Annotated in this window: 15 protein-coding genes; 7 read left to right on the top strand and 8 right to left on the bottom strand. The window is 67.5% G+C overall.

All coding sequences use genetic code 11. The annotated features are described in order from the left end of the window. Positions 1-777 carry a TetR/AcrR family transcriptional regulator gene (locus tag A5733_RS19145; RefSeq protein ID WP_076241257.1) on the bottom strand — a complete coding sequence of 259 codons (777 nt, stop codon included), beginning with the start codon at positions 775-777 and terminating at the stop codon, positions 1-3. Between the two features lie 58 nt (positions 778-835). Between A5733_RS19145 and A5733_RS19140 the strand changes: the two genes are divergently transcribed. Further along, positions 836-1,246, top strand: a complete 411-nt coding sequence (locus tag A5733_RS19140; protein WP_076241256.1) for a hypothetical protein — start codon at positions 836-838, stop codon at positions 1,244-1,246. 7 nt (positions 1,247-1,253) lie between these two features. Here the strand turns inward: A5733_RS19140 and A5733_RS19135 are convergent, their stop codons facing one another. The 6 genes from A5733_RS19135 to pdxH form a co-directional block, all read right to left on the bottom strand. Continuing rightward, a complete protein-coding gene (locus A5733_RS19135) occupies positions 1,254-1,682 on the bottom strand; it encodes a MarR family winged helix-turn-helix transcriptional regulator (protein ID WP_067769987.1) in 429 nt (142 codons plus the stop codon). Continuing rightward, complete coding sequence (locus tag A5733_RS19130) at positions 1,672-3,126, bottom strand: MFS transporter (protein WP_067769984.1); 1,455 nt, start codon at positions 3,124-3,126, stop codon at positions 1,672-1,674. The genes A5733_RS19135 and A5733_RS19130 overlap by 11 nt, the downstream gene beginning before the upstream one ends. Positions 3,127-3,267: 141 nt before the next feature. After that, positions 3,268-4,572: a citrate synthase gene (locus tag A5733_RS19125; RefSeq protein WP_067769982.1), complete on the bottom strand. Its 1,305-nt coding sequence runs from the start codon at positions 4,570-4,572 to the stop codon at positions 3,268-3,270. A 111-nt stretch (positions 4,573-4,683) separates the two neighbouring features. Then, entirely contained in the window at positions 4,684-5,349 is a 666-nt protein-coding gene (locus tag A5733_RS19120; RefSeq protein ID WP_142254080.1) for a TetR family transcriptional regulator, read from the bottom strand. Positions 5,350-5,429: 80 nt separating this feature from the next. After that, positions 5,430-6,740 (bottom strand): MFS transporter, encoded by a 1,311-nt coding sequence (locus A5733_RS19115; protein WP_076241255.1) that lies wholly within the window; start codon positions 6,738-6,740, stop codon positions 5,430-5,432. Between the two features lie 3 nt (positions 6,741-6,743). Further along, a complete protein-coding gene (gene pdxH / locus A5733_RS19110) occupies positions 6,744-7,379 on the bottom strand; it encodes a pyridoxamine 5'-phosphate oxidase (protein ID WP_083666303.1) in 636 nt (211 codons plus the stop codon). A gap of 95 nt (positions 7,380-7,474) precedes the next feature. On the opposite strand from pdxH, the gene A5733_RS19105 reads away from it, so the two are divergent. From A5733_RS19105 to A5733_RS19080, 6 genes are all read left to right on the top strand, one after another. Continuing rightward, entirely contained in the window at positions 7,475-8,590 is a 1,116-nt protein-coding gene (locus A5733_RS19105) for a citrate synthase 2 (protein WP_067769975.1), read from the top strand. A gap of 127 nt (positions 8,591-8,717) precedes the next feature. Beyond that, positions 8,718-9,167: a VOC family protein gene (locus A5733_RS19100; RefSeq protein ID WP_067769974.1), complete on the top strand. Its 450-nt coding sequence runs from the start codon at positions 8,718-8,720 to the stop codon at positions 9,165-9,167. A 62-nt stretch (positions 9,168-9,229) separates the two neighbouring features. Then, positions 9,230-9,847 (top strand): ECF transporter S component, encoded by a 618-nt coding sequence (locus A5733_RS19095; protein WP_076241253.1) that lies wholly within the window; start codon positions 9,230-9,232, stop codon positions 9,845-9,847. After that, positions 9,844-11,328, top strand: a complete 1,485-nt coding sequence (locus A5733_RS19090; RefSeq protein WP_076241252.1) for an ABC transporter ATP-binding protein — start codon at positions 9,844-9,846, stop codon at positions 11,326-11,328. The genes A5733_RS19095 and A5733_RS19090 overlap by 4 nt, the downstream gene beginning before the upstream one ends. Further along, positions 11,325-12,077 carry an energy-coupling factor transporter transmembrane protein EcfT gene (locus tag A5733_RS19085; RefSeq protein ID WP_076241251.1) on the top strand — a complete coding sequence of 251 codons (753 nt, stop codon included), beginning with the start codon at positions 11,325-11,327 and terminating at the stop codon, positions 12,075-12,077. Before A5733_RS19090 ends, A5733_RS19085 begins: the two co-directional genes overlap by 4 nt. After that, entirely contained in the window at positions 12,064-12,585 is a 522-nt protein-coding gene (locus tag A5733_RS19080; protein WP_076241250.1) for an AAA family ATPase, read from the top strand. The genes A5733_RS19085 and A5733_RS19080 overlap by 14 nt, the downstream gene beginning before the upstream one ends. Here A5733_RS19080 and A5733_RS19075 read toward each other — a convergent pair. Then, complete coding sequence (locus tag A5733_RS19075) at positions 12,582-14,240, bottom strand: 4Fe-4S binding protein (protein ID WP_076241249.1); 1,659 nt, start codon at positions 14,238-14,240, stop codon at positions 12,582-12,584. The genes A5733_RS19080 and A5733_RS19075 overlap by 4 nt on opposite strands. Positions 14,241-14,243: the final 3 nt, after the last annotated feature.

Raw genomic sequence — 14,243 nt, 5'->3', positions numbered from 1 at the left:
TCAGTCCGTGTCGATGAGCTCGGCCAGCCCGTCCAGCACCCGTGCCAAGCCGAATTCATAGGCGTACGTGGCACTGTAGGCCGCATCGAACGCCTGTCCGGCCGCGGTGCCCACCCGCGATGCGAGCGGATATCGGTCGCCGTCGAGCACCCGCTCCAGCAGCGGGCCGACGCGTTCCCACCACTGCGCATCGCTCTGCCCGCTGTCGGTCGCAGCCCGCCGCGAATCGATGTCGATGCGGGCGACCGAGTTCACGAAGCCCAGCACATACGTCAGAGCCGAATCCATTTCCAGGTCGCTGAGTCCCAGTGATTCGAACGCGCGCAGCTCATGGTCATACTTGGCCATCATGCCCGGACCGAGCGGCGGCCGGGTGGTGGCCAGCTGGATCAGCCACGGATGCGCCTGGAACATCGCGAGATTGTCCGCGGCAACGCTGGAAACCCTTTCCCGCCAAGACTTTCCGCCGAAGTCGGGGCGCGGCATCTGCTGATAGACGGTGTCGAGCATCAGGTCGAGCAGTTCGGCCTTGCCCGGTACGTAGGTGTAGGTGGCCATCGGCGTCACCCCCAGCTCCGCGGCGACGGCCCGCATGGTGAGCGCCTCGAGGCCATCATCATCCGCGAGTCGAATGGCAGCGGCGACGACCGCGTCCACCGTGGTGCGTTGTTTGGGGCCGCGAGTGCGGGCACTGCGGTCTGGCCCACGCCAGAGCAACTCGAGCGTGCGTGCCGGATCTCCGGCACTGCTGCGGTCTCCACCTGCACGTTTCTTCATCTGCGCACCCTCTCTGTACGTTGTACAGTGTACGTCGTACAGAAATCTGAGGAGCAGCATGGTCAATTTGCCGCAAGCCGGCGCATTCAGCCCCACCACGGCCGACATCGACTCGGTGCTGGCGTGGTTCAGTCGCTACGACGCCCTGACCCTGGACAAGAACATCAACGCCATGGCCGATGAGGCGATGTTTCCGCTCAACGAAGTCACCGACGGCCGCGCGGAGGCCGTCGACCGGGCCGGATTTGTCGCGCAGATGACCGACCAGTTGAGCCAGAGCACCGATTTCGCAATGGAGTGCACCCGGACGCCGCACTTCATCAACGAGAACCTGGTGTTCGTCATCACCGATGCGACCTTCACCGCCGACGGGTTCAGCCAGCAGGTGCGCTACGGCGACCTACTCGTCAAGTGCGGTGGCGACTGGAAGTTCCAGACCATGGTGCAGGGCGGGTGGGGCGAAAGCTGATCCGCGGCTACGCCCCGGAGACCTTGCCCAGGATCACTTGCAGCGCTTCGAGATCCCCGAGGTCGAGCGCCGCGAACACCTCGGGCGCCGGGTCTTCGATCTCGTCGATCCGGGCCAACAGTGCGCGACCGGCGTCGGTGAGCGACACCAGCTTGCAGCGCCTATTGGCCGGATCGATTTCGCGCACCACCAGGCCGCGTTCCTCAAGGTCGTTGACCGCGACCGTGGCGGCCGGGGCGTCGACGGTGGCGGCGTAGGCCAGCTGCTTGACCGTCAACGGTTTGTGCGCAAGTCGTTTCACGATGCGAACGCGGCTGAACGGCAGCCCGGTCCGTTCGATCACCGCGCGACGCCAGCGGTCGCGATGGTCGAAGACCAACCCGGTCAGGGCGCGCCACACCTCATCGGCCAACTCGGCCCGCCGGTCACCGGACATGGGTCACCTCCGAGGTGTGGTGCGCTCCGATCAGCGGTGCCAACCGCTGCGCGGAGCGCAGAGCCCACGGCGTGGTGGAGGCGACGCCGAGCGCGAATATCACCAAACCGAGTGCGGCACAGACGAACCACAACGGGCGAGCAGCCGCGGCGAAGTCCGCGCCGGCGTCCGCCAGCGCCGTACCGGCCACCGAACCACACAGGGCCACACCGATACTCACGCCGACCTGGCGACTGGTGGAGGCCACCGCCGAGGCCGCACCGGCTCGGTCCAGCGGCATACCGCTGACCGCTGTCGTGGTGATCGGTGCGTTCACCATCGAGAAGCCGATGCCGAACACCGCGAACATCGCCAACAGCTGCCAGACCGGGGTGTCGGCGGTCAGCCGGGTCAGCAGGATCGTGGCCACGGTGATCGTCGCGCCAGCGGCCAACAGCGACGGCCGGCTGCCATACCGCCCGACCAGCCGGCCCGACAACGGCGAGAAGATCAACGCCCCGACGGCAACTGGCAGATAGATCAAACCGGTGTGCATCGCGGAGTAACCGCGCTCGGTCTGCAGATACAGCGACATCATGAACAGGAACGCCCCGTAGGCGGCGAACGCGCAGACCGCGATCACCGTGGCCGAGGCGAACGGCACGCTGCGGAAGAACCGGAGATCGATGAACGGGTCCCGCCGCTGCGATTCGTAGCGCAGGAAGGCCACCAGGGCCAGTAGCGCGACGATGGCGACGCCCAGCGTGCGCGGATCCGTCCAGCCGTAACCGGGCCCCTCGATCAGTACGAAGACGACGCCGAACAGGAACGCCACCCCGAGGGCCTGACCGACCGGATCGAGATCACGCATCGTCGTCGACTTCGATTCCGGCACGAAGATCGCGGTGAGCACGACGGCCAACGCGCAGATCGGCAGGTTGATCCAGAACACCGACCGCCAGTCGACGTACTCGATCAGCGCCCCGCCGACGATCGGGCCGAGTGCCATCGAGATCCCGACCACACCGCCCCACACGCCGATGGCCCGGGCCCGTTCGACCCGGCCGGTGAACACCTGGGTGATGATCGACATCGCCACCGGGTTGAGCATCGAACCGCCGATCGCCTGCAGGAACCGGGCGGCAATGAGCGTCTCGATGTTGGGCGCCAGGCTGCACAACAGCGAGGCCACCGCGAAGACCGTCAAGCCGAGTTGAAACGTCCGCCGGCGACCCAACCGATCGCCCGTCGCACCGGCCAACAACAGCAGCGAGGCCAGCACGAGCGTGTAGACATCGACGATCCACTGCAGCTGCGACGGGGTGGCCGCCAGATCGTCGCGGATGCTGGGCAACGCGACGTTGACGATGGTGGCGTCCATCGACACGATCAGCAGGCTCAGGCAGCACGAGACGAGGATGATCGCCTTGCGCCGAGCGCTGAGCGAACCGACAGTTGTGTTCACACAACTATTGTGAAACTACAACTGTCAAGGGTGCAAGCCGACTACCTTGCGAGCAGTCCCCCGCAAGCGGGAGGGGCCCCCAGCAAACCCGCACCAAAACCAGTGTTTTTGCGCAGGTTTGTGTCTGTTCGCGGAAAAGAATCAGCGCTTGGTGATGTCTACGTAACCACGCTCGGTGTAGCCGGTGTAGATCTGGCGCGGACGGCCGATCTTGTTGGGCTCCGAGTGCATCTCCCGCCAGTGCGCGATCCAGCCCGGCAACCGGCCCAGCGCGAACAGCACGGTGAACATCCGCGTCGGGAAGCCCATCGCCCGGTAGATCACGCCGGTGTAGTAGTCGACGTTCGGGTAGAGCTTGCGCTCGATGAAGAAGTCGTCGGTCAACGCGATCTCTTCGAGCTGCTTGGCGATATCGAGCAACTCGTCGTCGCCGCCGAGCTTGCCCAGGATCTTGTCGGCCTGCTCCTTGACGATGCGGGCGCGCGGATCGTAGTTCTTGTACACCCGGTGGCCGAAGCCCATGAGCTTCACGCCGTCTTCGCGGTTCTTGACCTTCTTGACGAACGTCTTCACGTCGTCGTCGCCGGTGCGGATCTTCTCCAGCATCTCCAGCACGGCCTGGTTGGCACCGCCGTGCAGCGGCCCCCACAGCGCGTTGATGCCCCCGGAGATCGAGGTGAACAGGTTGGCCTGCGAGGAGCCCACCAACCGCACCGTCGAGGTCGAGCAGTTCTGCTCGTGATCGGCGTGCAGGATCAACAGCATGTCCAGCGCGCGGACGATCTCGGGATCGACCTCATACGGCTCGGCCGGGAAGCCGAACGTCATCCGCAGGAAGTTCTCCACCAGGGTCAGCGAGTTGTCCGGGTACAGGAACGGCTGCCCCTCGGACTTCTTGTAGGCATACGCCGCGATCGTCGGCAGCTTGGCCAACAACCGGATCGTCGACAGCTCGACCTGCTTGGTGTCCAACGGATCCAGCGAATCCTGGTAGTAGGCGCTCAGCGCGTTCACCGCACTGGACAGCACCGGCATGGGATGCGCGTTGCGCGGGAAGCCGTCGAAGAAACGCTTCAGATCCTCGTGCAGCAACGTGTGCCGCTGAATCTGGGTGGTGAACTTCTCCAACTCCTCGGCCGTCGGCAGCTCACCGTAGATCAGCAGGTAGCTGACCTCGATGAACGTCGAGTTCTCGGCCAGCTGCTCGATCGGGATGCCCCGGTACCGCAGGATGCCGGCATCACCGTCGATATAGGTGATCGCCGACTTGGTGGAGGCGGTGTTGACGAAGCCACCATCAAAAGTCGTGTAGCCGGTCTTGGCCAGCAACGGGCCCAGCGCAATGCCGTCACTGCCCTCGGTGGCGTGGACGATCTCCAGATCAAGCTCGCCACCGGGGTACTTGAGGGTGGCAAGCTCCTGCCCACTCGACGGGTTTTCGGCCACGGGAATCCCTTCATCCTCGTTGGGAAGTCGTTGGGAACCAACTAACTGCTCTACCAAAAGGTAGTCGCAATCGATCGGCGCTGCCCGCGGGGGGTTACCAACCGGTCACCGTCACCGTGCAACCGGCTGTTGCCCGGGCTGGCAGACGCCCGCCGCGACCTCCAGGAAGTCGGCGTACGTCGCGTTGATCCGGTCGACGATGTCATCCACGGTCACGCTTGCCCAGTCGGCACGAGATCCCAGCTCAGCGATGCCGGTCATGATGATCGACCCCCAGATGACCGCCGTCAGTTTGAGCCGGCGATCGTCGCCGGGCACCCCCATCCGTCGCGCCAGCACCACGTTGACCGCATCCGCCCGGAACTCCGAGGCCGACTGCATCAACGTCGGCGACGAGGTGATGATGCGCGCAGAGGCCAGCAGCCGTTCGGAGGTCAGCTGGGGCGGCGGGGCGGTCTTCGTCTTCAGGAATGCCTGAACGTGCGCCCGGTACAGCGCCTCGAGATCGCCGATTCCGGGCGGCTGGGCCGCGAGCTCGAGTGCGACCATCTCGATCACCTCGTCGACGAACGCCAGGACGACGGCATCCTTGGTGGCGAAGTAGCGGCTGAACGTGCGCGGGGACACGTCGGCAACCGCGGCGATCTGTTCGACCGTGGTCTGCTCGAAGCCCTGGCGGTCACACAACTCGATCGCGGCCTCGATCAACATCGCGCGGGTGCGTTGCTTCTTGCGCTCACGCAAACCCGGTTCGGCCTGGGGCACCACGTCAGCCACGAGACCGGATGTTATCGCTCACCACCGACGTTTCGGGCCGTTTGAGCAACTATGTGCCGCCCCGCGCCATATGCCGGTCGTCATACTTTGTCCGCCTCGGACTCTTCCTGCGCAGCGCTCGGCCGGGGCGTCGACACGCGATAACGCACGAACGCGGGCACCGCCAACGCTGCGATCACCACGCCGACCACCACGAGTGCGCCCCCACCGGCCGCGGCCACCGTGGTGCCCACCGCCGCCGCTGCAGCGCCGTGCAACGTATCGGCCAACCGGGGGCCACCGGCCACCACGACGGTGAACACGCCCTGCAACCGACCGCGCAGCTCATCGGAGGCCGCCTGCTGCAAGATCGTCGACCGGAACGCAGCCGAGACCATGTCGGCCGCCCCGCCAATGGCCAAGAACGCCAAGGCAATCCACATCACCAGACCGGCCTGGCCACCTGCTGATCCACCCGCGATGCCGAACCCGACCATCGCCACGCCCCAGACCACGATCGCCGCCACCACGGCCAGCCCCTGTCTGCGGATGCGCGGCAACCAGCCCGAGAACACCCCACCGGCCACCGCGCCCACCGACATCGCCGCCGCCAACAGTGCCATCGCGGTGCCGCCCTCGACGGGGCCGCCGAAGCTCTCGTGCGCCATCTGGGGGAACAACGCGCGCGGCATGCCGAAGATCATCGCCACCAGATCGACGACGAACGACATCAACACCACGCGGTTGCCGGCCAGGTAGCGAAAGCCGTCCAGCACCGCGGCCAGACCCCAGCGCGACGAGCCGGTCTCGATGCTCGACGGCGGCATCGGGGCGAGCCGGAAGGTGGCCCAGATCGGCGCCAGACACGTCACCGCGTCGATCAGATACAACGTCGACAGGTCCACCCAGTTCAGCAGGAACCCGGCCAGCAGCGGGCCGACGATCGCGCCGAACTGCATCACGGTCATGTTCAGCGAATTCGCCGCGGGCAACTGCTCGCCGGGCAACATCCGCGGAATGGCCGCCGAGCGCGTGGGGCTGTTGACTGCGTAGAACGCCTGCTGCAGCGCCAGCAGGCACAGCACCACCCACACGTTGTTCAGCGCCAGCGCGGCCTGCAGCCACAGCAGCACCGAGGACGCGGCCAGCCCGATCGAGGCGATGATCAGCAACAGCCTGCGGTCCATGGCGTCGGCCCAGGCGCCACCCCACAGGCCGAACACGACCAGCGGAACCAGCGCGAACAGGCCGGACAACCCCACGTAGGCGGAGTTCTGGGTCAGCACGTACAGCTGCACCGGCACCGCGAAGATCGTGAGGTTCGCGCCGATGACGGTCGGGATGCCGGCCAGCCACAACCGCCGGAAATCCGGTGTCCGCAGCGGGGTGGTGTCGGCGAAGAGGCTTCTCACCGGTTACGGCTGGAGCCGCTCGACGCGGTGCTCGCGTACCCGAATCCGGTTGTGCACCCGGTTTTCCCGGCCCTGCCAGAACTCGATGCTGTCCGGGGCGATCCGGTACCCGCCCCAGTTCGGGGGCACCGGGACCGCGTCGAGATCGGCGAACCGTTCGGTCACCTCGGCCAACTGGTCCAGCAACGCCTCACGCGAGGCGATCGGGCTCGACTGCTGCGACGCCCAGGCACCCAGCTGCGAACCCCGCGGGCGCTTGGCCCAATAGTCCTCGGTGGCCTCGCGGCTGACCTGGGTGACCGGACCGCGCACATGTACCTGGCGGCCCAGCTGGTACCACGGAAACGTCGCCGAGGCATAGGGATTGACCGCCAGCTGCGTGCCCTTGGCAGAGTCATAGTTGGTGAAGAACGTGATGCCGGTCTCGTCCATGCTCTTGCACAACACCGTTCGGGTGACCGGTCTTCCCTCGTCGTCGGTGGTGCCCACGACCATGGCATTGGGCTCGGCCACCCCGGCGCGGTAGGCGTCGGCCAGCCAGGTCCGCAACAGCGTCAGCCAACCGGTGGCCGGATCGTCCCCGAGCCAGTCCACATCGAGGTCGCCGCAACCGTCCTTCTCCACATAGTCCACCCGCATGGCAGCCAGGTCGTGAACGTGGTGGTCCGGGGTTTGTCCAGAGGGTCTTGCCACCGCGCTAACGCTACGCCTGAGCTTGGTGCAAGAATCTGGCCATGCCAGCCGTACCGGAAGACTTCGTTGCCGGCCTGGAAGGCGTCGTCGCCTTCACCACCGAGATCGCCGAGCCGGACAAGGACGGTGGTGCGCTGCGCTACCGAGGCGTGGACATCGAGGAACTCGTGGACCACCGGGTCACCTTCGGCGACGTGTGGGGGCTGCTGGTCGACGGCAGCTTCGGCACCGGCCTGCCCCCGGCCGAACCGTTCCCGCTGCCCATCCACAGCGGTGACGTCCGCGTCGACGTCCAGGCCGGGCTGGCGATGCTGGCGCCGATCTGGGGCTACGCCCCGCTGTTGGACATCGACGACACGACCGCGCGCGACCAGTTGGCCCGCGCCTCGGTGATGGCACTGTCGTATGTCGCCCAATCCGCCCGGGGCATCTACCAACCCGCCGTACCGCAGCGTCGGATCGACGAATGCTCCACCGTGACAGCACGTTTCATGACGCGCTGGCAGGGAGATCCAGACCCCAAGCACATCGAGGCGATCGACGCGTACTGGGTCACCGCCGCCGAACACGGGATGAACGCATCGACGTTCACCGCCCGGGTGATCGCCTCCACCGGTGCCGACGTGGCCGCCTCGCTCTCGGGCGCGGTGGGCGCGATGAGCGGGCCGCTGCACGGCGGCGCCCCGGCCCGCGTACTGCCGATGATCGAAGAGGTCGAGAAATCCGGTGACGCCCGCGCGGTGGTGAAGGCCATCCTGGATCGCGGCGACAAACTGATGGGCTTCGGGCACCGGGTGTACCGGGCCGAGGATCCGCGGGCCCGGGTGCTGCGGGGCACCGCCAAACGCCTTGCGGCGCCGCGCTACGAGGTGGCCGAGGCCCTGGAGCAGGCCGCGCTGGCCGAGCTGCGCGAGCGCCGCCCGGACCGCGCCATCGAGACCAACGTCGAGTTCTGGGCCGCGGTGATCCTGGACTTCGCCGGTGTGCCGGCCACGATGATGCCGGCGATGTTCACCTGCGGGCGAACCGCGGGCTGGTGCGCACACATCATGGAGCAGAAGCGGCTGGGCAAGCTGGTCCGCCCGGCGGCCATCTACGTCGGGCCCGAACCGCGCAGCGTGGAATCGGTCGCCGGCTGGGACAAGATCGCGCACTGAGTTCTCCTGCCGTGTTCTCCTGTCGCGTTCTTGTCGGACCGTGGTGGTTGCATGGGGTGGTCCGCCGATGAGATCTGCCCGTCGGGCGGGTCTGCATTGAGTCCGCTCAACTCATCAGGAGAAGAACATGGCGATCGAAGTAACCCCTGCAGTCACTCCCCATCTGGTTGTCGACGACGCCGCAGCGGCGATCGACTTCTACGTCAAGGCATTCGGCGCCACCGAGCTGGGCCGGGTGCCCGGCCCCGACGGCAAGCTGGTTCACGCCGCCCTCACCATCAACGGGTCCACGGTCATGCTCAACGACGACTTCCCCGATTACAACGACGGCAAATCGTCCACACCCACGGCCCTGGGCGGCACGCCGGTGACCATTCACCTCACGGTGACCGATGTGGAGGAGAAGTTCGCCCGCGCGGTCGAGGCGGGCGCCGAGGTGGTCGCTGACCTGGAAGATCAGTTCTGGGGCGACCGGTACGGCGTGGTGCGTGACCCGTTCGGACACCAGTGGTCACTCGGGCAGCCGGTGCGCGAGGTCAGCATGGAAGAGATCGAACAGGCCATGAAACAGGGCTGACAGCCTGCCCTCACGGCGCCGGGGTGGGGCGTCATACTGATCTCCTCGCACGAAGGAGACCGATGAAACCCCACCCCACCGACACCACGCCGGTTGCCCGTGCCCTGCGCTGGCGGGTGGTGGACATCGTCGTCGCCAGCGTCCTCGCGACGGCGGCGGGCCTGGTCTTCGTGGTGTGGAACATCGCGTCCAACCCGATCAGTGCCCCGTTGACCGCAGCGCTGCCCGGTCTGCAGGCGTTGCTCGCCGGCGGCTGGTTGTTCGCCGGCGTGCTCACCGCCCTGGTGATCCGTAAGCCGGGCGCGGCGCTGTACGGCGAGCTCGTGGCCGCCACGGTCTCGGCGTTGGTCGGTAACCAGTGGGGTGTCCTCACCATCGAATCGGGTCTGGTCCAAGGCCTCGGCGCAGAGCTGGTCTTCGCGGTGTTCCTCTACCGCCGTTGGGGACTGCCCGTCGCCCTGCTCGCCGGCGGTGTCGCCGGATTGGCACTGGCCGTCAACGATCTCATCCTGTGGTATCCGGCGTCAGCCAGGACGTTCGCGACGATCTACACCGCCTCGGCGATCGTCTCCGGCATCCTGGTGGCCGGCCTGCTGTCCTGGTTCGCCGTCAGAGGTCTGGCGAAAACCGGTGCGCTGAGCCGGTTTGCCTCGGGCCGGATCGGCTCGACCACTCGATGAGCCCGCCGCACGGCACCGGTGCCGCCGTCACGGCGCACCACTGGGGTTGGCGCCATGCCGGCCGCGACACTTGGGCCGTGCGCGATCTCGAACTGCGGATCGACCCCGGCGAACGGGTACTGCTGCTCGGGCCGTCCGGGGCCGGGAAATCGACTCTGCTGCACGGCATCGCCGGATTGCTCGGCGGCGCCGAGGAAGGCCAACAGACCGGCAGCCTCCTGGTCGACGACGCTGCACCCAACCGGCAGCGGCACCGGATCGGCATGGTGCTGCAGGACCCCGATGCGCAGGTGATCCTGCCCCGCGTGGGCGACGACGTGGCCTTCGGCATGGAGAACTTCGGCGTCGAACGTGACCGCATCTGGCCGCGGGTCCGAACCGCCCTGTCCGCCATGGGGCTCAATCTCGGCTTGTCCCAACCCACTTCCGAGTTGTCCGGCGGCCAGAAGCAGCGGCTGGCATTGGCCGGCGTGATCGCCATGAATCCCGGTCTCATCCTGCTCGACGAGCCGACGGCCAACCTCGACCCACAGGGAGTGATCGAGGTTCGCGACGCGGTCGCCCACGCGGCCGAGCAGACCGGCGCGACGCTCGTCGTCATCGAGCACCGCACCCAGGTGTGGCTGCCGATCATCGACCGGGTGATCGTGCTCGGCCCCGACGGCGCGGTGATCGCCGACGGCACACCGGAGCAGACGCTGCGCCACCACCATGACTACCTGGTCAGCTCGGGTGTATGGGTGCCCCACACCCCGCTCCCCGTGCTCGACCGCCGGCGCGCCGCAACCGCCGAGTCACTGCTGCGCGCCGAGGATCTGACGCTGGCGCACCCCGGCTATCCACCGATGCACGTCGGACTGGAGTTCGAGATCCGAGCCGGCCAGACCACGGTGATCACCGGCCCCAACGGCGCGGGAAAATCGACACTGGCCCTGACCCTCGGCGGCCTGCTGCCGGTTCCGGCCGGGCGGCTCGAAGCCGCCGCCGCGTTCGCTCCGGCACCGGCGCGCCGCGCGCCCATCAGCTGGCGCTCGAAAGAACTGCTCACCCGGCTCGGCACGGTCTTCCAGGACCCCGAACATCAGTTTCTCACCGCCACCGTGCGCGACGAACTGGCTTTGGGCCCCAAGGCGATCAAGCTCCCTGCCGCCGAGATCGCCTCCCGCACCGACGAATTGCTCGAACGCCTGCGACTGACGCACCTCGCCACGGTGAACCCCTACACGCTCTCCGGCGGCGAGAAACGTCGACTCTCGGTGGCTACCATGCTCGCCACCGCACCGAAGGTCATCATTCTCGACGAGCCCACCTTCGGACAGGACCGCCGCACCTGGGAGGAGCTGATCCGGCTGCTGGCCGAGATCGCCGATGCCGGCACGGCTGTCGTCGCGGCCACCCATGACCTCGACTTCACCGGACTGCTGGCCGACCGCAAGATCGAACTGCCGGCCTGGGAACCACCGGCGGAGGCGGCGTCATGACCCGGTCGGTGAACCCGGTCGCACGGCTGCTCACGGCGCTCGTAATCGCCGGCGTGCTCGTGTTGTCGGTCGACTGGGTCTCGGCGCTCACCGCGCTCGCCGGTGAGCTCGTGCTGTTCGCCGCGCTCGGTGTGAAGCTGCGGCCGGCGTTGACGCGCGCCGCGGTGGTCCTCGTCGCGGCCGCCCTGACCTCCATCACCATCCTGCTCTACGGACAGACCGCCGGGACCGTCCACTGGCATTTCCTGCTCATCACCGTCAGCGACGGCTCCATCGCCCTGGCCGCGGCCACCTTCCTGCGGGTGCTGGCGATCGCGCTACCTTCGGTCATCTTGTTCATCGACGTCGAATCCACAGAATTGGCAGACGGTTTGGGGCAGGTGCTGCGGCTACCGGCCAGGTTCGTGCTGGGCGCACTGGCCGGTCTGCGGCTCGTGGGTCTGCTCGGGCAGGACTGGCGGTATCTGGGTTACGCCCGTCGGGCCCGTGGCGTGGCCGACCACGCCCGGCTGCGACGCATGGCCGGGCAGGCCTTCGCGCTGCTGGTGTTCGCGGTGCGGCGCGGCTCGAAACTGGCCACCGCGATGGAAGCCCGTGGCTTCGGTGCCTACCCGAACCGGACGTGGGCCCGCCCGTCACCGTTCGGAGTACGCGAATTCGCGCTGATCGCAGCCGGATTGGTGATTGCCGCGGTCGCCGTCGGGGTGTCGATGGCGGTTGGGACGTGGAACTTCATTGGTGCTCGATGACATCCTGCGCCGCCTCGGCGCCGACGCGACGACCGTACTCATCGACGGCCGTTCAGGTTCGGGCAAGTCGACGCTGGCGCGCCGGCTGCGCGACGAGTGGCACGGCAGTATCGTCGTCCGACTCGATGACATCTATCCCGGCTGGGACGGGCTGCTGTGGGCCGCTGAGCATGTCCGTCGCTCACTGCTCGCACCCCGGGCGGCCGGGCGTACCGGCCGCTGGCGGCAATGGGATTGGGCCGCCGAAGCACCCAGCGGGTGGCACGAGGTCGGCCCCGGGCAACGGTTGATCGTGGAGGGCATCGGCGCGCTCACCCCCGCCACCCGAGCACTGGCCGACCTGGGCATCTGGGTCGACGCCGACGACGCCGAACGCAAGCGCCGAGCACTGGAGCGCGACGGTGACACCTACCGACCGCACTGGGACCGGTGGGCCGCCCAGGAGGACGAGTTCATCGCCCGCTTCCGGCCCCGGGCATGCGCCGACCTCGTCGTCGCGCCCGATTAGCCGCGCAGTCCGGCCAGAACCCGCTGTCGCACCGTCGGTTTCGGGGCACTCGCGGCCACGGCCAGCATGTCGGCCACCGAGGTGAACTTGTCGCGCGGCCGGTCCTCGCCGCCGCGGGCGATCTCGGCGGCATCGATCGCCTGCCAGCCGGCGGCGTCGACCACGGCGGGTTGACGGGACCGCACCAGCTTGTCCAACGCGGCCGGCTTGTGCGCCGGATCGGTCAGCAGCCCGGCGTTGTAATCGTCGACCAACTGGTGCACCGTCTGCGCCGCACACGACTTGTTGGTGCCGATGAATCCGGTGGGTCCGCGTTTGATCCACCCGGCCACGTACGCGCCGCGAGTTCCGACGACGCGTCCGGCATCGTTGGGCACGACGGAAGCGTCGTCATCGAACGGCAGGTCGGCAATGGCCTTGCCGCGGTATCCGATCGAGGTCAGCACCAGGCCGGCGTCCAGCGTGCACATCTCGTCGGTTCCGGTGATCCCGAATTCGATACCGGCAACTCTGTCCTCACCCAACACCCGCTGCGGGGTCAGCCGGTAGGCCAACCGGATCCGTGGCCGGGTGATCGGCGCCGAGGCGGTACCCAACTTGGCCAGGATCTCCAGCTTGTTGCGGGTCAGCGGATCTGTGGTGCGGGCCAGGTCCGCAAGCACCAACTGGTGGTCGGCCTCATCGAGCACGACGTCGCAGGCGGCGGTCAGGCCGATCAGCTCGGGCAGCGTGAAGGCCGACTCCGCCGGGCCGCGGCGGGCCGCGACGACCACCTCCTGCACGCGCGAGGTCCGCAGGGCCGCCAGGGCATGATCGGAAATGTCGGTGCGGGCCAACGCATCCGGATCGGTGGTGAGGATGCGGGCGACGTCGAAGGCGACGTTGCCGTTGCCCACGATGACGACCCGCTCGTGGCTGAGATCGACGGGCAGATCGGTGAACTCGGGGTGCCCGTTGATCCAGGCCACCAGCTCGGTGGCGGTGCCGGTGCCCGGTAGCCCCATGCCCTCGATGTCGAGGCGACGGTCGTTGGGTGCACCGACCGCGTACAGCACGGCGTGGTGATGTTCCAGCAGATCGGCATGCGAAAGATGCTTGCCGACTTCGACATTCAGGAAGAACTTGAACCCCGGCTGCCGGGCGATGACGTCGAACAGCCGCGTCACGCGCTTGGTGCTCTGATGGTCCGGTGCCACACCGGCCCGTACCAGCCCGTAGGGCGTCGGCAGCTTCTCGAACACGTTCACGCGGACCCCGCGCTGCGTCAAGAGCTCGTCGGCGGCATACATCGCCGCCGGCCCGGAGCCGACGATGGCCACCGTGAGATGTCCGTCGCGACGCTCGACCTTGGGCGCCGCGATCACCGGCGCCAGCTTGGACGTCGGCGGCAGCTTGCCTTCCCGCTTCGGGTAGAAGGCCGCGTTGAGCTCGATGAACGGCAGCTGCTTCTCGGTCAGCCGGGTATCGGCCGCAATCGCACCCACCGGGCACGCGCTCACACAGGCACCGCAATCCACACATGCGTCGGGATCGATGTAGAGCATCTCGGCGGTGGCGAAGCCCGGTTCATCCGGTGAGGGATGGATGCAGTTCACCGGGCACGCGTAGACACAGGACCCGTCGCTGCAACACGACTGGGTGATCACATGGGGCATGAC

The organism is Mycobacterium sp. NS-7484, assembly GCF_001953975.1.
In the GTDB taxonomy this organism is placed as follows: domain Bacteria; phylum Actinomycetota; class Actinomycetes; order Mycobacteriales; family Mycobacteriaceae; genus Mycobacterium.
The sequence above is the reverse complement of the archived record's forward strand: the minus strand, read 5'-3'. Positions and strand labels throughout refer to the sequence as shown.